Annotated in this window: 14 protein-coding genes; 7 read left to right on the top strand and 7 right to left on the bottom strand. The window is 45.1% G+C overall.

What is annotated here, in order from left to right; genetic code table 11:
- The first annotated feature begins 7 nt into the window (after window positions 1-7).
- The 6 genes from HMPREF9447_RS26285 to HMPREF9447_RS26260 all read left to right on the top strand — a co-directional run bounded on the left by HMPREF9447_RS26285 (window position 8) and on the right by HMPREF9447_RS26260 (window position 9813).
- Window positions 8-766 carry a DUF3823 domain-containing protein gene (locus HMPREF9447_RS26285; RefSeq protein WP_009132683.1) on the top strand — a complete coding sequence of 253 codons (759 nt, stop codon included), beginning with the start codon at window positions 8-10 and terminating at the stop codon, window positions 764-766.
- Window positions 767-888: 122 nt separating this feature from the next.
- Window positions 889-2865 (top strand): glycoside hydrolase family 97 protein, encoded by a 1977-nt coding sequence (locus tag HMPREF9447_RS26280; RefSeq protein WP_009132682.1) that lies wholly within the window; start codon window positions 889-891, stop codon window positions 2863-2865.
- Between the two features lie 37 nt (window positions 2866-2902).
- Window positions 2903-4351 carry a glycoside hydrolase family 125 protein gene (locus tag HMPREF9447_RS26275; protein ID WP_009132681.1) on the top strand — a complete coding sequence of 483 codons (1449 nt, stop codon included), beginning with the start codon at window positions 2903-2905 and terminating at the stop codon, window positions 4349-4351.
- Window positions 4352-4464: 113 nt separating this feature from the next.
- Complete coding sequence (locus HMPREF9447_RS26270) at window positions 4465-6339, top strand: glycoside hydrolase family 172 protein (RefSeq protein ID WP_244267673.1); 1875 nt, start codon at window positions 4465-4467, stop codon at window positions 6337-6339.
- 54 nt (window positions 6340-6393) lie between these two features.
- Window positions 6394-7527, top strand: a complete 1134-nt coding sequence (locus HMPREF9447_RS26265) for a DUF4185 domain-containing protein (RefSeq protein ID WP_009132679.1) — start codon at window positions 6394-6396, stop codon at window positions 7525-7527.
- Window positions 7528-7545: 18 nt separating this feature from the next.
- Window positions 7546-9813 (top strand): GH92 family glycosyl hydrolase, encoded by a 2268-nt coding sequence (locus tag HMPREF9447_RS26260; protein ID WP_044138776.1) that lies wholly within the window; start codon window positions 7546-7548, stop codon window positions 9811-9813.
- A 142-nt stretch (window positions 9814-9955) separates the two neighbouring features.
- Here the strand turns inward: HMPREF9447_RS26260 and HMPREF9447_RS26255 are convergent, their stop codons facing one another.
- The 6 genes from HMPREF9447_RS26255 to HMPREF9447_RS26230 form a co-directional block, all read right to left on the bottom strand.
- Complete coding sequence (locus tag HMPREF9447_RS26255; protein WP_009132677.1) at window positions 9956-11224, bottom strand: TolC family protein; 1269 nt, start codon at window positions 11222-11224, stop codon at window positions 9956-9958.
- Between the two features lie 2 nt (window positions 11225-11226).
- A complete protein-coding gene (locus HMPREF9447_RS26250) occupies window positions 11227-14259 on the bottom strand; it encodes an efflux RND transporter permease subunit (RefSeq protein ID WP_009132676.1) in 3033 nt (1010 codons plus the stop codon).
- A gap of 67 nt (window positions 14260-14326) precedes the next feature.
- Window positions 14327-15379: an efflux RND transporter periplasmic adaptor subunit gene (locus HMPREF9447_RS26245; protein ID WP_009132675.1), complete on the bottom strand. Its 1053-nt coding sequence runs from the start codon at window positions 15377-15379 to the stop codon at window positions 14327-14329.
- A gap of 96 nt (window positions 15380-15475) precedes the next feature.
- A complete protein-coding gene (locus HMPREF9447_RS26240) occupies window positions 15476-17788 on the bottom strand; it encodes a family 65 glycosyl hydrolase domain-containing protein (protein ID WP_044138758.1) in 2313 nt (770 codons plus the stop codon).
- A 144-nt stretch (window positions 17789-17932) separates the two neighbouring features.
- The gene (locus HMPREF9447_RS26235) at window positions 17933-19309 is read right to left on the bottom strand and encodes an MFS transporter (protein WP_009132673.1); all 1377 of its coding nucleotides are present in this window, start codon (window positions 19307-19309) and stop codon (window positions 17933-17935) included.
- Window positions 19310-19332: 23 nt separating this feature from the next.
- A complete protein-coding gene (locus tag HMPREF9447_RS26230; protein ID WP_009132672.1) occupies window positions 19333-20340 on the bottom strand; it encodes a LacI family DNA-binding transcriptional regulator in 1008 nt (335 codons plus the stop codon).
- A 339-nt stretch (window positions 20341-20679) separates the two neighbouring features.
- On the opposite strand from HMPREF9447_RS26230, the gene HMPREF9447_RS26225 reads away from it, so the two are divergent.
- Window positions 20680-24573, top strand: coding sequence for a hybrid sensor histidine kinase/response regulator transcription factor (locus HMPREF9447_RS26225; protein WP_009132671.1), 3894 nt, complete (start codon window positions 20680-20682; stop codon window positions 24571-24573).
- A gap of 9 nt (window positions 24574-24582) precedes the next feature.
- On the opposite strand, the gene HMPREF9447_RS26220 is transcribed toward HMPREF9447_RS26225, so the two are convergent.
- Window positions 24583-25071 carry a PepSY-like domain-containing protein gene (locus tag HMPREF9447_RS26220; RefSeq protein ID WP_009132670.1) on the bottom strand — a complete coding sequence of 163 codons (489 nt, stop codon included), beginning with the start codon at window positions 25069-25071 and terminating at the stop codon, window positions 24583-24585.
- Window positions 25072-25111: the final 40 nt, after the last annotated feature.

Below are 25111 nucleotides of genomic sequence, written 5' to 3'. Positions count from 1 at the left end.
ATAGAATATGAGAAAGATAGGTTATTTTTTAGTAGTAAGTTTTATTTTATTGGGGACAGTTTCTTGTCAGAAGTTTGATAATTATGAAGAGCCTCAGGAAACATTGAAAGGAGCCATTATCGATAAGGGAACGCAAAAACCATTTCTAACGGAAACGGGAAATAATGGTGTTCGCATCAAGTTGATGGAATATAGCTGGAGTGATAATCCTACCCCTTATTATTTCACAGTGAAACAAGATGGCACGTTCAATAATACTAAAATTTTTAAAGGCAATTACAATATTGAACCGGAAGGTGCTTTTGTTCCTTTGGTTTTGAAAGGTGGAAATGGTCAAGTATTAACAGATGAGAGTATAACGACAGATATTAAAGGAACAGTTACTCTGAATTTTGAAGTTGAACCATTCTTGCGTGTGGAATATGTAGGTGAGCCTGTTGTCGAGGATAAAAAGATTACTATTCAAGCTAAGATTACCCGCGGTACAAATCATGTTGATTATCAGCAACAGATTTCTGATGTTTACCTGTTTATTAACGGATCAAGTCCTTATGTCGGGAATAATAACTTTGATGACCGATATGATAAGCATTTGAGTGGTGCTGCGGTGAATGATATTTTAGGGAAGGTAATTACCTTGACAACAGAAGGAGAACTTCCAGCAGGCAGAACTTATTATTTACGTGTTGGAGCGCGTATTGATAAGGATATTGCTGGTGCCAAGCGCTATAATTATGCTGAAGTTAAGACTGTTAGCATTCCTTGATTCTAAATAGTCCAATTAATAATATAGAACATTACCTGTTGGCTGAATTAGCTTAATCTCTAAAAACGGATTAAGCTGATTTAGTCAGCGAGTAATCATATTGAATCATAATTAATATAATGATGATAAAGTTTTTTGTTTTATACGTCCTTTTATTCTGTTCTATGATTGTTTCTGCGCAACAGCGAATTTCAGTTTCATCACCTAACGGGAAACTTAAATTTTCACTGAAAATAGAACCTGAAAAAATAACTTATGATGTGGATTATAAGAAATGCCCCATTGTGACAAACTCTTTATTAGGATTTAGCTTTGACAATGGTGATTTTGGTCATAATATCAAAACTGGTAAAGTACGCCGTAAGTCTATTGATGAAACTTATGAGCTGATTATTGGTAAAGTAAGTGTTGCGCGTAACTATTGTAATGAAGTCATTATTCCTTTGCAAGAGAAGTCTGTTCCTACTCGTTTGGTTAATTTAATTGTAAGGGCTTTTAATGACGGAGTAGCCTTTCGCTATGAGTTTCCTGAGCAAGAAGGGTGGGACTCGTATGTGATGTATGATGAAAAGACTCAGTTTAATCTAAATGGCAATCCGATGACTTTGTTGATGTACCTTCCGGGCTATGTAAATACCCATGAGAACGTTTACAATCGTGTGAAGTATGATGATATTGCCGGGAAAAAACTGATTGAAATGCCTGTTACATTTCAGTTTGAAGACAATACCTGTGTATCCATTACGGAGGCTGCTATACGGGATTATGCAGGTATGTATCTGATGAAAGAAAAGGATAAACTGGTAGGCAAGCTTTCGCCACACCCTGGACAGGAAAAAATTAAAGTAGAAATCAGTACATTCCCGCATCGTACTCCATGGCGTGTGATTTCAATAGCTGAGCGGGTTGGGGCTTTGTTGGAATCCAATATTCTGACCAGCCTGAACGAGCCATGTGCGATAGAAGATACTTCATGGATCAAACCGTGCCGCACAACGTTTACTTGGTGGAACGGAAATGTGGTTCCCGATAGCACTTTCTCGCCTGGTAATAACTTTGATACGAATAAATACTATATTGATTTTGCCGCCCGCAACGGTTTGGATGCCCATGGAATTTATGGTTATGCCGAAACTCCATGGTATTATGATGAAAACTTTAATTTTGGTCATTCAGGTCCTGATGCCGACGTTACCAAACCAATTCCTTGCCTGGATATGCCACGCATTGCAGAGTATGCAAAAAGTAAAGGTGTGGGTATACATCTTTGGGTAAACTGGCGCCCGTTGTACGACAAACTGGATGAAGCTTTTACTTTGTATGAGAAGTGGGGTGTAAAAGGTTTAATGGTTGACTTTATGGATCGTAATGATCAGGAAATGATATGTATACAGGAAGATATTCTGAAGTGTGCTGCTAAACATCGCCTATTTATCCAGTTCCACGGCTCTAGCAAGCCTTCGGGGCTTGTGCGCACTTATCCGAATGAGTTTACCCGTGAAGGAGCACTAAATTACGAGGTTTGTAAATGGGACAATGCTGTGAATGCCGACCATGATATTTCTATCCCTTTTACTCGTATGCTTGCTGGGGCTACAGACTACCATCTGGGTGGTTTCCGTGCTTTACCACGTTCCCAATTCAAGATTCAGTATGTTAACCCTTATGTAATGAGTACCCGTTGCCATATGATGGCGATGTATGTGGTTCTGGAGAATCATCTCACTTCTCTGTGTGATACCCCTATGGCTTATGAAGGACAACCAGGTTTTGAAGTTTTGCGTACTGTTCCGGGTACATGGGATGAAATACGCGTACCATTGGCAAAGATTAATGAATATGTTACAGTGGCCCGCCGCAATGGTTCCGATTGGTGGGTAGGTACTTTGAATAACAGTACTGCTCGCACTTTGCAACTGAAATTGGACTTCTTGGATGAGGGGGATTACGAAGCTACTATCTATACGGATGCTGCTGATGTGGATGAGAATGCCAATCACTTAAATAAGGAAGTACGCAAGGTTATCCGGACTGACGTACTGAATTTGCCTTTGGCTATGGACGGAGGTTCGGTTTTGCATATCACTAAGTTACAATAGGGTTGTTTTTTAATAATATAATTAGATCTTTAGTATCATGAACAGAAGAAATTTTATAAAAAGAGTAGGTTTATTAGGTGCTGGATATGCATTAAACAAGAGTATGGTATTTGCCCATTCTGGAAATTCATTAGAGAGTGATTCTCTGACTCTGTTTCCTGCAGTGAGAAGAGTTCCGTCAGAAAGACATTTCAAGAGCCCGGCTATAGAGAAGGCTATTGATACTTTCAAAAAGAAAGTGAAGAATAAAGAGTTAGGATGGTTGTTTGAGAACTGTTTCCCAAATACATTGGATACAACTATTTATTATTCGGAGAAGAATGGTCGTCCGGATACTTACGTCATTACCGGCGATATTGATGCCATGTGGTTAAGAGATAGTTCGGCACAGGTGTATCCGTATTTAGATTTCATGTCTGAAGACAAGAAGCTACAGCAGATGATTGCCGGTGTTATCAACAAACAGACAACATTCATCCTAAAGGACCCGTATGCTAACGCTTTCTATGATGATGATAAAAAGTACACCCGTTGGACTAGTGACCATACTGAGATGAAACCGGGTATCCATGAACGTAAATATGAATTAGATTCGCTTTGCTATCCTATTCGTTTGGCTTACGGATATTGGAAAAAGACAAATGATGCTTCTCCTTTTGATACGCAATGGAAGGAAGCGATAAAAGCTATACTGAAAGTTTGTAAAGAACAGCAAAGGAAAGATGGTAATGGGTCTTATAGTTTCCGTAGAACTTCAGAATGGGCCATTGACGCTGTGCCAATGGGTGGAGTAGGGTACAAGACCAATCCTGTGGGGTTAATTTGTTCTACTTTTAGACCCAGTGATGATGCTACTATTTTTCCTTTCCTGATTCCTTCTAATTTCTTTGCTGTAGCCAGTCTGAAACAAGCATCTGAAATGGTGCGTAAGATTTCAAAAGACAATGTTTTGGCAGATGAATTGATGGCGTTGAGTGACGAAGTTCGTAAGGCTTTGCAGGAATATGCTGTGGTTAATCATCCTAAATATGGTAAAGTATATGCATTCGAAGTGGATGGTTTCGGTTCAGCTTATTTGAGCGATGATGCCAATGTTCCTAATTTATTAGCTCTTCCTTATTTAGGTGGGACAGATCGTAATGATCCTATCTATGAGAATACAAGAAGGTTTGTGTGGTCGACGGACAATTCATTCTTCTTCAAAGGCAGAATGGCCGAGGGTATCGGAGGACATCATATTGGTGCTGATATGATATGGCCGATGAGTATCATTATGAGAGCTTTGACTTCCAAAGATGGTAAAGAAATCCAGCAATGTATACAAACATTGCAACACACGCATGCCGGAACCGGTTTCATGCACGAATCTTTCCATAAAGATGATCCTAAGAAGTTTACCAGAAGTTGGTTTGCTTGGGCGAACACTTTATTTGGTGAGCTACTATGGAAAACATTTAATGAAAACCCCGCTTTACTGGAGTATTAAGTAAAGCGGGTAAACAATATTTTTTATATTAATCTAATAACGAAACAATGAATATTCTCAAAAACAATAGTTTAATTTTATTGACTCTTTTCCTGTTATTCAGTTCCCAGCTAATGTCGCAGAAGACATACAGGTGGACCGATGAACTGGAATTACTTAAAAGAGTGGATAAATTGCCGGAATACCGTACAGGTTCTTATGTCGAACAGTTCTCGAGTTACGACCGAACTTGGGGTAATGACGATGGCTTTGCCGGAACCTACTCTTTTCTTCGTAAAGAAGCCGGTCGGCTTGTTATTGCTGAGATGGAAGGTCCTGGTGTGATTAACCGTATCTGGACCCCTACACCTACAGACCATATGTTATATTTCTACTTTGATGGTCAAAAAGAACCAGGCTTAAAGATTAAATTTTCCGATCTCTTTTCTGGTAAAGTTTATCCTTTTACCAAACCGATTTGCGGAAACGAGATTGGTGGTTTTTATTGTTACCTGCCAATAACCTACAAAAAATCATGTAAAATTGTTTTTGATGGTCCAAAGTTGGAATTCATCCAGATTCAATATCGTGCCCTGCCGGGTAAGAAAGTAGAAACTTACACAGGAGAGTTCTCGCTGCAAGACAAGAAATTGCTTTCTGAAGTTAATAAGATATGGGCTGATATTACTCCTGAAGTAGTCAATTATACACTTGGTAAATCGGCTGATATACAGACGAAAGAAACAACATTCACCCTCAAACCGGGTGAAGAAATGCCTTTCTTTGAAATGGACGAACCGGGGCGGATTGTAGGTGTGGAGATTGATGGGGGAACTTCTTTTGAAGGTTTATATAAAGATGTGATACTTTCTGCCAAGTGGGACAATGAAAAAGTTGAGGCTATTTATTCTCCTGTTGCCGATTTCTTCGGATACGCTTTTGGTAAAGGGGCCATGCGCAGTATTGTGATGGGGAAGCAAGGTACTTCCAACTATTGCTATCTTCCTATGCCTTTCGATAAATCTGCCTCTCTCAAATTGGTTTATAAGAAAAGGGATAATATACAGCAATCTCCCATCTCTGTAAATGTGAGAATTTATTATAACAACAATAAACGTAATGCTAAAGAAGAAGGTAAGTTCTATTCTGTGTGGCATAGGGAAAAGACTCCATTGGGTATGTTTCACCGCTTCTTAGCCCAGAAGGGGAAAGGGCATTATGTGGGTACTATGCATCAGGCACAAGGTTTGCGTCCTGGTATGACCCTCTTTTTTGAAGGAGATGACAGCACTTATGTAGATAATAAGATGAGGCTACATGGGACTGGTTCTGAAGATTATTATAATGGTGGTTGGTATGCTTTGTTGGATCGTTGGGATAGAGGTAATAGCCTTCCTATTCATGGATGTCTGGATTACTCTCTTCCGATGGCACGAACCGGTGGTTATCGTTTCTTTTTGTCTGATAAAATGTCTTATGAAAATGAAATCTATCATGGAATGGAACATGGCGAAGTGAAGAATAATTTCCCGGTCGACTATACTTCCGTCGCTTTTTTCTATGCAGCACAACCTTTATCTGATAGAATTGAACCTTCTGATGAACAACGGACAGTCTATCGTCCTACCATTCATGTTTACTTTCCGCAGTTGATGTTGCTGACACCGAGTGGAGGTGTCCAGGTAGTGAATGAAAGAGGTATTCGTATGACCACCCAGCATGAAGGGACTGTGCGTATCATGTTGAATGACATTCCCGAAGGAAAATATAAAGTACTGATTAATTATTTTGAAAAAAACAATGGAGCGGATTTTCAAATCTGGCAGCGTCAAAAGCAACTGTCCGATTGGATATCAAGTAGGGGGGACAAGGAATTATTTAAAGATAGAGTATATGTAGGAGATATCGAATTGACGGAGCAAACTAATTCCATTACTGTGCATGTTAGGAATAATAAAGGGAGGGACGAATTTGAATTAACATTAATCACACTTGAAAGAATTGAATAGATGTACTTGTTTTCAATAAGGTAAAATAATATATATAACAGAAAACGATAAGAAATGAATTGGATAAATAACAGATATCTTTTATTGCTGGGCTTTGCCGTTTGTGGTATCACAGGAACTGCTGAAGCCATGCAACCTTCGCCCTCAAAAGGTGGAAAAACGCTCCACATAACGAATGTTCGTAAAGTTGCTCGTGTTACAGGGGATACACTTCCCGGTGAGACAATCTATAGTCCTAATAATACCGGACCTGATTTTGATGTTTATGGTACGGACTTAGGTTTAATGTGGCGTACCGGTAAAAAACAAGTAGGTCTCTTTTTTGGTGATACCAGTGGTAAAGGCTTTGTCATTAATAAAAATGGTGGCAATGGTTCCAATTGGCGCTCTAATGTAGTTGCTTTCTCATCAGATGTTTATCTGGAAGATGGATTAAAAATTGATTCCATGTTACTGGATTCTGAAGGCAAAGCCCGTGAAATTTGTGCGGGTGGAAAAACAAATCCGGATGTATATCAAACTTCCATTCCGACCGGTGCTATTCGTGCCGGAAAACGGGACTATGTGCATTATATGAACATCCATAATTGGGGAGGGGGGCATGGACGCTGGCTCACTAACTTTTCATCGCTTTATGCGTCTGAAGATGGTGGAAGTACTTGGACACGCCGCAATGAAGTCACATTTGCTGCTGATAGCCATTTTTCCCAGATAACTTATGCCAAGCGCAAAGGCTGGGTTTATATGATTGGCACACAATCGGGGCGCGGAGATGCAGCCTATCTGGCCCGTTTTCGTGAAAAGGATATCCTTGATATGCAGTCTTATGAATATTGGAATGGAGAATGTAAGAAGTGGGTACGTGGTAAAGAAACTGCTGCAACTCCTATTCTTCGGGGGCCTGTGGGCGAAGCATCATTATTATGGCATAGAAAGTTCAAACGTTGGATTTTGACTTATAATTATGATCCTAACTATGATAAGGATCCCGTAATAAAGAAGAGTGGGATACTCTATTGTACAGCAGAAGATATAACGCAATGGAGTTCTCCTAAACTGTTGTATCCTTCTCATTATTGTGCTTATTTGCACCCTCTCAAAGATAATGAGGATAAAATATGGTTTATATCGTCTCAGTGGGGACCTTATAATACGTTTTTGATGAGTGCAGACTTGCATCTGGAATAAAAACTAATGCTTAACATTATGAGAAAAGTGTTTGTATTAATTTGTTTTTTGAATTATCTGTTTGGAGTACATGCCAAAGACTTCACGCAGTATGTCAATCCTCTCATGGGTACACAGTCTACTTTTGAACTTTCCACCGGCAATACTTATCCCGCTATTGCACGTCCTTGGGGAATGAACTTTTGGACACCACAGACAGGGAAAATGGGTGACGGATGGCAGTATATGTACACAGCCAATAAAATCCGGGGTTTTAAGCAAACGCATCAGCCTAGTCCGTGGATTAACGATTATGGGCAGTTTTCTATTATGCCTATAGTCGGGAAGCCGGAGTTTGATGAAGATAAGCGTTCCAGTTGGTTTTCGCATAAAGGAGAAGTGGCACAGCCTCATTATTATAAAGTGTATCTGGCAGAATATGACGTCGTCACTGAGTTCACATCTACTGATCGTGCTGCGTTGTTTCGTTTCACATTTCCTGAAAATGATCATTCTTATGTTGTAGTGGATGCTTTTGACAAAGGTTCGTATATTAAAATTCAGCCAGAGAAAAACCGGATTATCGGATATAGTACACGTAATAGTGGAGGTGTTTCTGAAAACTTTAGGAATTACTTTATTGTTGAGTTTGATAAACCTTTCACCTATCAGGTTACCGTGGCCGGCGGTGTTGTACAGGATGGACAAAACGAGCAGGTGACCGATCATGCGGGAGCAATTATTGGTTTCAAAACCCGTAAGGGGGAGAAAGTACATGCACGTGTTGCTTCCTCTTTTATAAGTTTTGAACAAGCGGACCGGAATTTGAAAGAGTTGGGGCATGATAGCTTTGAAGCATTAGTTCAAAAAGGTAAGGATGCCTGGAATCGGGTTTTGGGGAGGATTGAAGTGGAAGGAGGCGACCTCGACCAGTACCGTACGTTCTACTCTTGCTTGTATCGCTCGCTGCTTTTCCCACGGACATTCTACGAACTGGACGAAGCAGGAAGACCAATACACTATAGCCCCTACAACGGGCAGGTTTTATCGGGTTATATGTATACCGATACGGGATTCTGGGATACTTTTCGTTGCTTGTTTCCTTTCCTCAATCTAATGTATCCTTCGGTGAACAAGCAGATACAGGAGGGACTTATTAATACGTATAAGGAGAGCGGTTTCTTTCCTGAATGGGCAAGTCCAGGACATCGAGGCTGTATGATTGGTAATAATTCGGCTTCTGTGCTGGTAGATGCTTATCTTAAAGGCGTTAAGGTGGATGATGTGAATGCATTGTACGAAGGCTTATTGCACGGAACTGAGCACGTACATCCTAAGGTACATTCCACGGGGAGGCTGGGGCATGAATATTACAATGAATTGGGTTATGTACCTTATGATGCGAATATTAATGAGAATGTAGCTCGTACGTTGGAGTATGCTTATAACGATTGGTGTATCTATCGGTTGGCTAAAGCTTTGAAGCGTCCAAAGAAGGAACTGAAACTTTTTGCGAAACGTGCAATGAACTATCGTAATGTGTTCGATATAGAAAGCTGTCTTATGCGTGGACGCAATAAGGATGGACGGTTCCAAGTGCCTTTTTCTCCTCTGAAGTGGGGAGATGCATTTACGGAAGGAAATAGTTGGCATTATTCTTGGTCGGTATTCCATGATCCTCAAGGATTGATAGAGCTAATGGGTGGCAAGGAGCGTTTTGTGCAGATGCTTGATTCGGTGTTTACAGTTCCTCCATTGTTCGATGAAAGTTATTACGGGCAGGTGATTCATGAAATACGCGAGATGACGGTGATGAATATGGGTAATTACGCTCATGGCAACCAGCCGATTCAGCACATGATTTACTTGTACAATTATGCCGGACAACCTTGGAAGGCGCAGTATTGGATACGTCAGGTTTTAGAGCGTATGTATGCACCTACTCCGGATGGATATTGCGGAGATGAGGATAACGGGCAGACATCAGCTTGGTATGTCTTTAGTGCTTTAGGCTTTTATCCGGTATGTCCAGGTACTGACCAATATGTGTTAGGGGCGCCTTTGTTCAAGAAAACGACCTTGTATCTGGAAAATGGGAAACAGTTGGTGATTTCTGCGCCCGACAATAGTGAATGCAATTATTATATTGATAAGTTCTTTATCAACGGGAAACTGTGGAATAAGAATTTTTTATGCCATGCAGATTTGTTGAAAGGAGGACAATTTGAAGTTATGATGAGTGATGAACCGAATAAAAAGAGAGGTGTATTGGATGATGATATACCATACTCGTTTTCTAGGGAATAGGGATTACTGGTTTCCTTCTCCATAATGAGAGGGGTATAAAAGAACACAAATCCGTAAATTATATAAATAAGTTTATCAATAAGATGAACTCGTATAATTCGCGTAATTTGTGTTCTTCTTTTTGTTGGATAATTGTCTTTCTTTATTCACTAATTACCTTCCTGTATTCCGCCACCGCCATCTTTGCAGCCAGATGCGCATTTATCAGGTTCGTATGTGCCTGTGTCCACGATAACTGTGCGGAAAGTACGTCAGCCATGCTTGATTTCCCTTCATTGTAGGAAAACGTCACGAGGTCGAGGTTCTCTTCGGCAAGAGTCATGTTTTCGCGGGCGGTTTTTACTTGTTGCTCTGTCTCTGTCAGTTTCGTTGTAGCGGCGGATAGCTCTTCAAGAATATTATCGGTGACGTAACTTTGTTGTAGCTTTTGCATACCGATATATGCCTTTTGTTGCCGGTTCGTCTTGAAGCGGGCACCCCAACGGAAAATGGGGATGCTCACATTGATGCCTGCCACGGGAGTATGAGGTATTTCCTGCCCCATGTAAGTGATACCCGTATCCCATCCGGTGGCGAGAAACATACTGACCTGCGGGTTGTATTTGCTGAGTGCAGCGTGACGTTGCGCTTCGCTCCGGATGATGTTGACTCCGGTGCTGGCATAGTCAGCACGGCGGGGGAGGACATCATCGAGGCCAAGCAGAGTGACCGGTTCGCCGGGAGTGCTGATTTCGCATAGGCTATCTACGGGGGTGCCGGGGGAGACGCCCATAAGGATATTCAGCTTTTGCAGGGCGAGGGTATAATTCTGGCGGGCCTTGATATATTGTAATTCCGCTTCTTTCTTGCGGGTGGAAATCATTAACAGGTCAGTGCGACTGATAGCGCCGTCGTTGAAACGGTCCTGAATGATGTCGTACTGACGCTGTATGATGTCTTGGAAAGCTGCGGCAGCTTCGAGCCCGGCACGGGCGGCAGAAGCATTCCAATAGACGGCATCGCTCTGGTAGTGAATCTGATCGAGCGTCAACTCAGTGGTCAGTTGGGAGAGTTCCTCATCGGCTTTCGCCATTTGCTTTTGGGCTATCAGAGAGCCGCCGGTATAGAGCGGTTGCGCCAAGGTGGCAAGGGCTTGGTAGGTGTAGGGGCGGTATTCGCCTTTCGGACTGTTCCACTGATCGAGGTGGTTGAGGTTGGCGGTACCTTCGGCGGTGATGTCTATTTGCGGCAAAAAGCCTGTAGAAGCAATTTTCCGTGCTTCGGTGCTTGCCACGGTTTGCAGACGTTGCTGTTTCAGTACCTGACTGTATGCCTCTACGCGGTCGCGATAGGCTTCACGACTGAGGTATTGCTGCGCTCCGGCAGTCAGACCGGAGCAACAAAGTAATATGAGTATGAGTTCTTTTTTCATAATTATCCTTTTATTTTATGTATTGCACAATAGGCTACGGGCAGCACGAACAGCGTCAGAGCCGAAGCCACCAGCAAACCACCCATGATCGTTGCTGCCATACCGCCAAACATAGCGTCGAACAGCAATGGAAGCATCCCCAGAATTGTAGTTCCCGAAGCCATTGCCACTGGCACGATACGGCTGGTAGTGGCACTGACCACTGCATCCAGTGGTGCCTTTCCTGTAGCAGCTTCTATGTCAATCTGGTCCACCAGTACGATGGCATTCTTGATATTCATGCCAATCAATCCAAGCAGACCGAGGACAGAGAAGAAGTCGAAAGACTTGCCAAGTACCAGTAGACCCAGTACAATACCGATGAAGATAAGAGGCAGCATCAACAGGATGACAATCGGTTTACGGTATGTGCGGAACAGGAACAGCAGCGTGATGAACATCAGGAAAAACGTCAGTGGCAAGTTTGCAGCCAGTGCCGCGTTGCTTTCCGCTTGGCTTTCTTGTTCTCCGAAATATTTCATGGTATAGCCTTCCGGTACTTGAATCTCTTTTTGCACCTGTTCCCATACCCGGTTGAAAGCAGCGATGGCATTCACTCCACGGCGTGGGTCTGCTTGTGCCATCATTACCATCTGGCGGTTATAATCTTTCACGTTAGAGAACTTATATTGGAAATCGAACTCACTGACCACCTGTTCCAGCGTAGTGGTCTCTTTGGTGGTGCCAAATACCGGAAGTGTGCGCAGGTCGTTGATACGGAAAGAGTCTATCGTGTTATCCTTTAGCAGAATTGGCAATACTTGGTCTCCTTCGCGATATTCACCCAGCGTCATGCCGTTTGTGCCTATCTGGATGCTCTGCGCCATGCTCTGCCGGGAAACACCTAGAGGCTGGGCGCGTTCCGGACTGTAAACCGGTCGCCACACGGGTATCTTGTTTCCCCACGAATTACGCACGTTGATGAGGTCAGCGTCGCGGTGCATGATTTCCAGGGTCTTGTCCGTCAACATCACCAATGTGTCCACATTGTTGCCGATGAAACCTATTTCGATGGCGGCATCCACGGCGGGAGAGAGTTTGAAGAGCGTGGTGCGGGTGATGGCATTCGGATAATTGGCTTTCATGTACCCGTCGAAGTTCTCCTCATATTCCTTGGTGTACTTGCTATCGGTCAGTTCAATCAGAATATTGGCAAAGTTCGGTTTCGGGCCGACTGAGGTGGAAGCCAGATAGTAGCGCAGTGGTGTGCTGCCGAAGGTAGTGGATATTCGTTTCACTTCCGGCTGTTGCAGCAGATGCGCTTCCACTTGTTTCATTTCCCGTTCGACGTCGCGGATGCTGTAACCGTCCGGATAGAAAATATCGGCACGGAAGTACGGCTTGTCCAGTGAAGGGAAGAAGTTCTGCGGCATCAGTCCCATGATGACGAGCGACAGAATGAACAGTATGATGATACTTCCTAAAGTCAGCACTTTCTTCTTTATCAATATGCTGAGGATGGAGGCGAATTTGTGGTAGAAAGGCTTGTCGTACGGGTCTTTGTTGGCATCTCCAGACTTGGCTTTCAGAATAAAGTTACCGAAGGTAGTGGTTTGCGTAAGTGCCAGTACCCAACTTAATCCCAAAGAAATGGCCAGTACCACAAACAGTGGCTTCACGATTTCCGCTACGGCCGAAGGAGCCAGATAAAGCGGCAGGAAGGAGCAGATGGCAATGAACGTGGCGCCCAATAATCCCCACTGCGGCCCCGTGGCACCGTTTATCAGAGCCCGGCGTCGATCCATGCCTCTGGCAATGGCTATTTGCGCATTGTCTGTCACCACGATGGCGTTGTCCACCAGCATACCCATGGCGATGATGAATCCTGCCAGGGAAGTTCGGTTCAGTCCTACGCCGAGGAAAGACATGATGAGCAGCGTGCCGCCGATGGAGAATATCAGCGAACTGCCGATAAGTATTCCTGCACGCAGCCCCATCACCAGCATGATGATGACAATAACAATCAGAATAGACTCTACCAGGTTGATGATGAAACCGTTGTTTGCTTCACGGGCTATCACGTTTTCGGGGTAGAGGCTTTCGAGTTCCAGACCGACCGGGATGAGCGGGAGCAGTTCTGCCAGCCGGGCATCTACCAGTTCGCCTGTTTTCACTACATCTTTGGTCGGGTCGGTAGAGACACCGATGCCGATGGCACGCCGTCCGTTGACGTGCATGATGTTGGAGGGCGGGTCCATGTAGCCTTTCTCGATGACGGCAATGTCGCCCAGCTTCACTTGTCCGCCGGGGGTGGTAATCACTTGTCGGCGGATGTCGTCCACGGTGGTGTACGTGCCGTTGGCAACGATGCGCAGTTGCTGTTCTCCGGCGTTGATTTCTCCGGTATTGATAATCTGGTTTTGTGATTGCAGCAGGCTTGCCAGTTGTTTGGGATCAATGCCCATTCCCGCCAGTTTATTGACGGAGATGAGAATATTTACTACTTCGGTTTGAGTGCCGAAGAGGGCTACTTTCATAACTCCGTCGGCGGTGATGACCTGGGTCTTGATGCGTTCCGCCCAGTTGCGCATTTCCTCGTAGGAGAAACCGTCGTCGCCCACCAGACCGTAATAAATGCCGAATACATCGCCGAAATCATCCGATACCGTAGGAGTGGAGGCACCGGCAGGCAGTTGCGGCTGTATGTTGAGAACCTTGCGGCGCAGTTCGTCCCACTTCTGCGGAATGGACTCTGCAGACAAGGCGGGTTGAAGTTCAAACGTTATTTTGGATAGTCCGTACATGGACTCCGACTTGATTTTGTATACGCCACTCATTGACTGTATTTCGCGGGAGATAGGTTCGGTGATGAGTCGTTCCACTTCGGCTGGTTCCGCCCCCGGATAGCGGGTCATGATGACCGCGCTTTTGATAACGAAAGGCGCATCCTCTTTCTTTCCCAGGCTGCTGAACGACAGTATGCCGCCAACGAGCAGCACGGCGAGAAAGAAGTAGACAATCTTGGTGTTGTCTAATGCATATTTAGCTAAGTTCATAATTTAAAATGTTTAGGTTTATTGGGGATATTCATCACGTGGCTTTTTTGCCAGGTATCAAACGATATCAATTGATTACCTTCACCGTCTGTCCTTCCACCAATTGGTGTACTCCGGCTATCACGACACTTTCTCCCGGTTGCAGTCCGGCCGAAATCAGAACATTGGCTTCACCCGTCGGAGAGTATACTGTCACTTCCCGGCGGCTTACCTTGCCGTCCTTAACTACCCACACATACGTTTTCTTATTTTCACTCTCACCAAAGACAGCACTGAGCGGAACATTCATCAACTTTTCTTCCATGAACGGGGCTACGTCCGAAGCCAGTTTGATTTTACATGTGAATCCTGGCTTCACGTCATAAAAGCTGTGGTCGAAAGCTGGGTCGTCTATCCTGATGGTTACCGGTATTCCCGTCCCGTCTGTTGAAATATCCAGATATTCTTCCAGTCGTGCGTTGAACGTTACTCCCGGATAGCTGTCGAATACCACCTGGAATGTCACATCTTTTGCACGAAGCAGATACAGATAATCATCCGGCACCGTGAATTTGATGCGAAGCTTCTGCGTATTCACCAACTGCACAATGCCTTCGCCGGAGTTGACACGCTGATAATTTTCCACCAGGCGCTTCTCGATGGAACCGTCGAACGGAGCTGTCAACTTCGTATCTCTCATATTATTGCTGGATAGCTCATAGGCGGATTTTGCCTTCTGGTAATTGGCTACACTGATTTCGTATTCCTGCACGGAGATGGCTTGGCGTCCCAGCAGGCGTTTGTTGCGCTCCACTTGTGCGGCAGCAGTTTCATAAGCTGCTTTGTCGGCGGCATATTGCAGGGAGATGTCGCGCGGGTCGATGGCAGCAATCAACTGGCCTTTCTTTACCCGTTGCCCTTCCACAACAGGCAGGTTGATGACTTGTCCGCTGACGCGAAAGGCAAGTTTTACGTATTCCACGGCTTCCACTATTCCGGAGAAGTCTTTCCGGATGACCGATTGGGAACTGACGGTCGTTGTCTTAACAGGCCGGATAAGGGCGGTTTCACCCTCCTTCTTTTGCCCGCACGACGTGACAAGCAGCGTCGCGGCAAGGGCGAACAGATAGATTTTCTTCATACAAGTTGTTCGTTTAGGTATAAATGCATAAAACCGGAAAAACAGAAAAATGTTCTCCCGGTTTCTATTATTGTGCTTTGTTATGACAAGCAGACTTTAGTCTTCTATCCTGAGCTTTAAGTCTGTGCCCGATTTCAGGCTATAAACGTTTTGGTATACTTGTATGTTCAACTCATCTCCGGCAATCAGCGAGATTTTTATCTCCTTTCCTATGTGCATGTATAATGTACGCCCCTGATAATTCACTTGGAACGAATAACCTTTCCATTTTTCCGGTACAACGGGTGAAAAGCTCAGTGTATTCTCCAGAACTTCCATACCTGCAAAGCCTCGCACAATGGCAAGCCAACTGCCTGGCATACTGGTGATGTGGAGTCCCTGGTGTGTTTCGTTGTTGTAGTCATCCAGGTCGAGGCGGGTAGCATGCATGAAGAGTTGGTAGGCCCGTTCCACTTCACCGATGCGGGCGGCAAGGATGGAGTGGATGTGAGGAGAAAGTGAAGATTCGTGCACCGTCATAGCCTCATAAAACTCGAAGTTGCGGCGGACAGTTTCTTTATCAAAATGGAAATAATACAGATATAAACCCAGCAAAACATCGCTTTGCTTGATGTAGCACGAACGCAGGATGCGGTCCCAGGACCAATGCTGATTGATGGGGCGTTCTTCAGGCGGGATGGCGTCGGTACTTTTCAACTCCTTGTCCAGATAGCCGTCATTCTGTACGAAGATTCCCAGTTCTTTGTCTTCCGGCAGGTACATGCGGTCGATGATATCGCGCCAACGTTCAGCTTCTTCCTGTTGGCGGAGGTTGGTGACACGGCGGACACGTGCGTATTCGTCCGGATATTCTCCGGCAATGATTTCAATGTATCTGAGAGTCATTCGCAGGCATTGCACGCACGAATAGTTCGTGTACCAGTTATTATCCACGTTGTTTTCGTATTCATCCGGTCCCGTCACGCCCAGTATCACGTACTTTTGTTTTGGCTTTGAGAATGATACACGCTGGCTCCAGAAGCGGGAGACGGCAATCATCACTTCCAAGCCGTATTTGGCAACGTAATCCTTGCTACCTGTCAATGCTGCGTGCTGTGCAATGGCATATACAATGATATTGTTGCGATGTATTTCCTCGAAGGTGATTTCCCATTCGCTATGGCACTCTTCACCGTTATTGGTCACTTGCGGAAACAGTGCGGCACCATCTTTGAAACCCAGTTTCCGAGCATTTTCTATGGCTTTGGGCAATTGGTTGTAGCGGTATATCAGCAGGTTCTTCACAATCTCTCTCGGAGTGGAGAGCAGGAAAAACGGCACACAGCAAAGTTCCGTGTTCCAGTACGTATTTCCACCATATCTTTCACCGGTAAATCCTTTGGGGCCGATGTTCAGGCGCGGGTCATCTCCCCGGTACGTCTGGCATAGCTGGAAGATATTATACCGGATACCCTGCTGCGCTTCCGGGTCGCCTTCGATGGTGACGTCCATTTCGTTCCAAATATCTTTCCAGGCTTGCTGATGATCGTCAGCCAATGTTTCCCAACCGGAAACCTTGGCCTGACGGGCTTCGGCGATGGAATGCTCAATCAGGTCATGACGTTCATAATAGAGTGACGAAGTGATAGCTGTGTATTTGATGAGCGTGATGTTATCCCCCGGTTTCACGTCTGCCCCAAGGCTGAATCCGGTTTGTTTTTCCTTTTCAATTCGTATGGGATTGGATGTGGTTTCTTTGCCATTTTTGAAGAAATGATATGTCATGGCATAACATACTTGTGCATCTTCCCGCCGGGTTTGTGTCCATAAGTATGCACAATCTTTGGTGACGCCGGAACGCAGGATATTCCATATCTTTTCACTCTGTTCATCATCTTTGTTTGTTATGATGGCATTCAGAGAAGGGACGAGTGATATCTTGCCGGTATAATTGATGGAAGTTACGTTATATTTCACCAGGCACAAATTGGGGTGTGCCATGTTGTCAATGTGTTCTACGTGTATACACAATTGGTTTCCTCTGGGAGAGGTCACTTCAAAGTCGCGGTAAGAGATACCGGCTTTCATATCGAGCCTGCGGTTGAAACTGTTTACATCCCACTGTGCCAGATCCAGTTCTTCGTCGATGAGGCGGAGGCTGACACGACTCCAGTCTGCCGCATAGGGAATGCGGGTGTAGAAAGCGGGAAAGCCGTTCTTCCACCAACCTACACGTGTTTTATCCAGAAAAGTGATGCCGGCTACGAATGAACCGCGATACGAGTCGCTCGAATAAGGCTCTTCAAAATTCCCCCGTTGTCCGAAGCGTCCGTTCCCCAGGCTGAATATACTTTCGGACATTCGCAGGTTATCAGCGTGAAAGTTATCTTCAATAATATTCCATTCATCGGTTTTAAGGTATCTCTTCATGGCGTGTATTTCGTTGGTGATTATGGCCGTAAAGATAAACAAATAAACGGATAAACGGCAGTAAGAGGAAAAAAAGAAGACAAAATTTAACCCGTTGATAAAAAAAAGAAGTAGCTCGTGGCTACTTCTTTTCATTCGTAAGGATTATGCTTTCACCTGTTCTCCTTTTGTCTCTTTGATGAAATACACACAAATAGCACCAATAATCAGCATAACACCCGCCATAACCAGCATATTGATCTCGGGCGGGAGTACTCCTTTTGGAGTGAACAGAGCCAGAATACTTCCACCCAGTGAAGCTGCCACAATCTGTGGAATGCAGATAGTACCGTTGAATAGGCCCAGATAAGTTCCCATGTGTCCACCGCTCAGTGCATTGGTCAGGATGGTGAAAGGCAATGCCAGCATAGCTGCCCAGGCGCAACCAATCAGTAAGAAGGAGATGAACAGTACATATTGATTATGAACAAAATACGTGGAGATGAAACCCAATCCACCCAATACCAGACTGAGGGAGTAGATAAGTTTGCGGTCTTTGAACAACGGGATACAGACAGCCCACAGTACAGAGCCAATAGCCTGTACGGCAAACAATACGCCTACCCAGTCGGCAGCATTTTGATATTGAGTGCTCTTGGTGTCCAACACTACTTTGCTGATGCCGTTTACTGCTGTTTCCACTGTCGGGGCATCAAATACATTGGCTGCCACACTACCGTTGGTATATGTCCACATGAACATGAAAGCGAACCAGCAGAAGAACTGAACCAAACCTACTGTCCAGAAAGCTTTCGGTGCTTTCACCAGCAGTTTCACCATATTGATCTTTTCTTTTTCTTCCTCTTCGGTGATGCCGTGGTATTCTGCATATTCAGCAGGCGGCATCTCCTTTACTTTCACTGTGGTATAAATGACACAAAGTATCAAAATAGCGGCGCCGATATAGAAGGAATAAATCACCGAGTCGGGAACTACACCTTGTGGAGCTACATTGCTGATGCCAATCCATGTAAAGATAAACGGGAACAGGAAACCTACGAGACTACCGGCATTGCACAGGAAGCTTTGGATAGAGTAAGCAAGCCCCTTTTGCTTTTCATTCACCATGTCGCCCACCATCATTTTGAACGGCTGCATTGCCATGTTAATGGAAGTGTCCAGAAACATCAGCGATACCAGTCCGAATATCATTGCTGTGCTCACTGCCATACCGAAACTTCCGGCATTGGGTAACAGGCACATCACCAGTACGGCTACCAGTGAGCCTACAAACAGGTAAGGAATACGGCGTCCGAAGCGTGTCCACGTCTTGTCGCTTGCAGCGCCCACAATGGGTTGCACCAGAATACCCGCCAGCGGTGGCAATATCCAGAAATAACTTAAACTATGCGGGTCTGCACCCAGTGTTGCAAAAATACGGCTGATGTTTGCACTCTGCAAGGCGTACGCAATCTGTACGCCGAAAAAACCGAAGCTGATGTTCCACAGCTTCCAAAAGCTCAAATCGGGTTTTACTTTCATTCTTATATTAGATATTTTGTTAATTACTTTGTAGTTCCCCTTACCACAAGATTTGTCCTTACAATCTTGTTACTGCTTCTTTCATCATTCCCTTCCAGTTTGTCTATCAGAATACTGAAAGCGCTTTTTCCTACTTCCTCACCATGTTGTTCCACGGTTGTCAGTTTCGGGTCGGTGCTTTGGGCAATTGCTCCGTCGGTAAATCCGCAGATGGATACCTCATCGGGGACTCTTTTCCCTACCAGTTTGCAGGCATAAAGAATCCCTGAGGCCGTTTCATCGTTGATGGCAAAGAAACCATCCGGGTGATTGGAACCTTCCAATATATCCGGGGTGATGGCTATGGCGCGTTCACGCGTGTCACACAACATAATCATGCTGTCATCCACAGGAATTTTATACTTCTTCATTGCGTCCAGATACCCGTTCCGGCGGTTCTTGGTGATTTCCAGATGAGGCGCTGCGCCATAAAACAGAATGCGTTTGCAGCCGGTCTGTATCATATACTCCACAGCGGCGAAAGAACCGGCATAATCATCCACTACCACCCGTTCCGTCTTTAGTCCCGTACAGATGCGGTCGTAGAAAACAATGGGGATGTTGTTGTTCAGCAACTCCTGATAATGGTCGTATTGGGAAGTATCTTTTGCCAGTGAAGCAATCACGCCACAGACGCGGGCGGCAAGGAATGAGTGCACTATCTTTACTTCCTGTTCATAAGATTCGTTGCTCTGTGCTACCAGAATATTATACCCCGCTTTGCCCGCCGCTTTTTCTATTCCACTCAGCACGCACGAGAAAAAGTGGTGCACCAACTGAGGTACAATCACACCAATTGTGTTCGAGCGGCTGGCACGAAGATTAACAGCGAGTACATTAGGCTTGTAGTTATGCTCCTTGGCATAAGCGTGTATGAGGTTGCGGGTTTCCTGGCTGATATCCGGGTTGTCCTTCAGTGCTCTCGACACAGTGGATGGAGAGACGTTCAACGCCCGGGCAATATCCTTGATGGTTATCTGCGGTTTATTCATGGTATATAAATTGTTTCAGCCAAAGATAATGCAAACCGAAAGCAGTTCAAAATAAGCTTGCTTATTTTTATTGCTGAGGTACAGCTTATCTTATTCAAAGGTAATGTAAATGAGGATAGCTGCCAAACTAAAAAATGTAAAGCGAACTAATCCGATTGCAAAAATAGAGGAATAGCTGAGAAAAAGCTTCTTCGTTGAGAATTATCGGGTTATAGAATAGTGCAAACGTTTGCAGACTTTGTTGATAAAAACCTCAGGTTAGAGAATTTTCTATTCAATGCCTGAGATTTATTCCAGATAAATTCTATCTTTGTCCGGACCTTTAACATAACCCAGTGTATGCACAGACATATTATTTCCCTTTTTATACTCTTACAGATGTGGCTTCCTTGCAGCCTGGCGGGGCAGAAGTCCGATTACCGATTGTTTGATAATATCAGTCTGGGAGCGGAAGCATCTGTCATCAGTTGTTTTCTGCAAGATACACAAGGATTGATATGGATAGGCTCCAACAAAGGCTTGTTCAGTTACGATGGTTATTCTTCACAACCTCATTTTACATTCGGTGAACGTAACAATACACGGATTTATTGTGGTGAAGTAGTAGATAGCACTTATCTTTATTTGGGAGCGGATAACGGTTTACTGATTTATAACTACCGGACAGATACTTACGAAGAACCGAAGGCGGATTTCCCGACAGATATCCGTACATTGGCATTGCATGACGGCATCTTATGGCTGGGAACGCTGAATGGTCTCTATACTTACTCACCGGAAACCCGCCGGCTCTCTGCCATCACCGAAGGACTTCCACACCAGACTATTTATTCCCTTATTCACGCTTCGGATGGTAACCTTTACATTGGCACATACAATGGTTGTTGCCGCTACATCCCCGCCACCGGGCGCTTTGAAACAATAAAACTTCCCGTCACCGGGGGAAGAAGTAACCAGTTTGTCAACTCACTCCTGGAAGATGCCACACGCCGTTGCATCTGGATAGGTACGGAAGGATGTCTTTTCAAATATACTCTTGCTGACGGACGTATGCAGAGGATAGATGCTTTCCATGATAACTCCGTCAAGTCACTGGCACTGGACGGAAACGGGCGACTGATGGTAGGCACGGACAATGGTTTGTACGTCTATCAGGAGGATGAATCCCTGCTGCACGTGGTTCATGACTCCCGAAACCTCCAGTCCCTTTCTAACAATATCATCTGGGCCATCTTTGCTGATCGTGAGCATAACGTCTGGTTGGGTACGGATTACGGCATCTCCATGTCCCGCCATAACAGTGTGTTGCGTCATATCCCTATTTCGCAGATTACCGGAACAGGGGAGGGCAACCAGTTCTATTCCATGCTGCGCGATACGTACGGAACTTATTGGTTTGGCGGCACGAACGGCCTCATTCGCTTCACCGCTCTTATGGATGGAGAACAGGACGTTGCCTGGTATAAGATGGGAGACCGGAAATATCCTTTGTCCCACAACCGGGTACGCCATCTTTACGAAGACCGTGAGCAACAACTCTGGGTGGCTACGGATGGCAGCATCAGTCGCTACGACCCGACGAAACGCCAGTTTATACATTATAATATAGTGGACAGCACCCGCCGCTACAACGCCAATTGGGCGTATGGCCTTTTTGAAGACCGTGACGGGCAACTCTGGATAGCCACCTGCCTCGGCGGTATCTTTGTTGTAGATAAGGAAAACCTCATGCGTTCTTCCGGCGGATTATATATGGCGGAGAAGACTTATTCCATCCACAACGGCCTGTTCGGCATGTTCATCAACCAGATGATTCCTGACCGGGAAGGGAACGTATGGGCCCTGCTCTATAACAGCCCCAACAGCATCGAAAAGATAAATCCCCGTACTGGCGAAGTAACTCATATTGCCGTCGGTGAACTGAAAGGCGATCGTACTCCCAACTTTATCCTTTGTGCCGAAGACGGCTACATCTGGATAGGTTTCCCCGGCGGAGTGATGCGCGTGACTCCCGAAAACGACAGTATCCGTATGTTGCCCTTTGATGCTTATAATCATTATGAGGTGCTTTCCATGGCCGAAGCTGATGGCCGCATCTGGATTTCTACCACAGATGGTTTCTGGGTAGCGGACCAGCAGACTCTGGAAGTCCGTCGGCTGAATATCACAGACAAGCGTTTCACCAGCATGTTCTTTGATAAGACAAGCGGAGAATTTTATTTGGGTACGGCAGATGGCTTTGCCATATCTTCACCGGAAGCCTTGCTGGCAGAACACCTTGAACAGCCTTTGATATTAACCGCCCTTTATGTCAACAACCAACTTTACCAGCCTGGCATCCGCTACTCACATCGTATAAATCTGGACTACGACCAGAATAATCTTGTTTTTGAACTCTCCGACTTGCCTTATTCTCTTGAAGAAAAAAGCAAACTGTTGTATCGCTTGGAAGGTGTAGACCGTGAATGGAACTTGCTGAAGCCAAATACCAATCGGATTATTTATAATAACCTGAACTATGGTGACTACCGCCTGATAGTGAGCAAACTGGATGCACATGGAAAGCCGTCCGAAAAGACGTATGCATTGGATATTCATATCATTCCGCCCTGGTACTACACTCCCTGGGCAAAGGCCGTTTATGTCTTGCTATGCCTTGTTCTGATACTCTGGACGATCAACTTCTTCCGTGTGAAGAACCGTCTGAAACTGGAGCGTCTGGAGAAAGAGAAAATTCTGGAGCAGTCTCAGGCTAAGATGGAATTCTTCACGAATCTCTCCCACGACTTGAAGACTCCGTTGAGCATGATTATTGCGCCTATCAGCCGGATGCTCCCCGCTATAAAGAACCCGCAGGAGAAGAAGCAACTGGAACAAGTGCAGCACAATGCCATGAAGCTGAATTCGCTCATCCATCAGGGGCTGGACTTCAACCGGGTGGACAGTGGCAACAATGCGCTGTTGATTTTGTCGCAAATAGAGTTGGTTTCCTTCGTGCGCGGCTTGCTTACCCTGTATGCGGAAGAAAAGACGAGGGAGAAGCAACTCACATTTGATTTTCATACCGACCGGGAAAAGATATACATACAGATGGATGCTATAAAGCTGGAATCCATTCTGGATAATCTTTTGTCCAATGCAGTGAAGTATACTCCGGAGGGTGGAAGTGTCACACTTCGCTTGGAAATTCCTGATGAGGGAAAAGAAGTGCATATTTCAGTTTCCGATACAGGTATCGGTGTGCCCCGTCAGGACCAGCCGTATATCTTCCAGCGCTTCTTCCAGTCGCCCAAGACGGCAGGACAAAAAGAGGGGACAGGTATCGGCCTTTATCTTGTAAAGACTTACACGGAACTGCATGGAGGTAGCGTGTTGCTCACTTCGGAAGAAAATAAAGGGACTACCGTTATGCTGAACTTGCCGGTTGTCAGTCCGGAGCAGATGTCGGTTGATGCGCTTTCTTCTGACGCAGAGACAGTCAGCCCGGAAGCTCCGCTGATATTGATAGTGGATGACACCCAGGAAATAGCCGAGTTTATTTACCAGATACTGCACGTAAAATATCGTTGCCGCATAGCGGAGAATGGCAAAACAGGTATGGAAATGGCGATGGAATTATCTCCCGATCTGATCATTGCTGATGTCATGATGCCCGTGATGGACGGACTTGAAATGGTGCGCTGCCTCAAAAAGCACATTCCTACTTCCACTATCCCCATTATCCTGTTGACGGCTAAGAGCGATAAGGAGACGGAACTTGAAAGTATCCAGTTGAATATCGAGGCTTTCATTCCCAAACCTTTCGAACCGGATATTCTGCTTTCGCGTGTACAACAATTGTTGGCTGCCCGGGAGATGCACGAGACGAAAGCCCGCATTGAAGCCCTTGCCGCCCCGAAGGAAATCGAGGCTGTTTCTTACGATGAGAAGTTCCTGGCAAACATTATCCATCTGATTGAAGAGCACATTTCAGACTCCGAACTGAATGTGAATGCCCTCTGCGAATGGACAAGTACCAACAACAAGCAGATGTATCGCAAGATAAAACAACTCACCGGCATGACGCCTGTGGAGTATATCAAATCCATCCGCATGAAGAAAGCTGCCATGCTGTTGAAGCAACAGAAGTTCACGGTTGCCGAGGTGATGTACATGGTTGGTTTCTCCAATCACTCTTACTTCTCCAAGTGCTTTCAGGCGGAGTTTGGGGTGACGCCTAAGCAATATATTTAGTTGGCAAAGTTAAGAGTTTAGGAACACCTCGGCTCCCAGTAGATTATTAAAGTAAGTAGCATTCCGCTCATCCTCCAGTCCTCCGTCGGGGGTGAATAACAGTTGGTATCTGGTTTGTGTATTCGCCATTCCCACTATTACGGAAATCACCGATTGTTTTTGGGGAAACTGAACCAACGTCACATCTTGCACCATTCCGTCGGAATACTGGCTGGCGGCGAATGCATTGTAAACTGCGGGAGGCACTTCATCCATAGTCTCCCAGTCAGTCTGCTTCATTGCCCACGAGGCATTGGCATTGAACCAGACCTTGGTGTCGAAGCCATTCAACATAAAGTCTGCCACATAATACGTTTCATCCCGAGTCCAGGCGACGTCCTTAGCTTCGGGATACATCTTTTTTAAAGCTTCCTGTACATTGACAGGAGCATAGTCGGCAAAAACCGGAACTGATGCCAGAAACATCAGAAGCAGGAAAGAAAACTTCAGCTTGTTCATACTCATAAATCTTTTAGGTTAGGTCTTGAAAAATGCTTTT

Origin of the sequence: Bacteroides oleiciplenus YIT 12058, from assembly GCF_000315485.1 — a bacterium.
GTDB classification, from domain to species: Bacteria; Bacteroidota; Bacteroidia; order Bacteroidales; family Bacteroidaceae; genus Bacteroides; species Bacteroides oleiciplenus.
The sequence above is the reverse complement of the archived record's forward strand: the minus strand, read 5'-3'. Positions and strand labels throughout refer to the sequence as shown.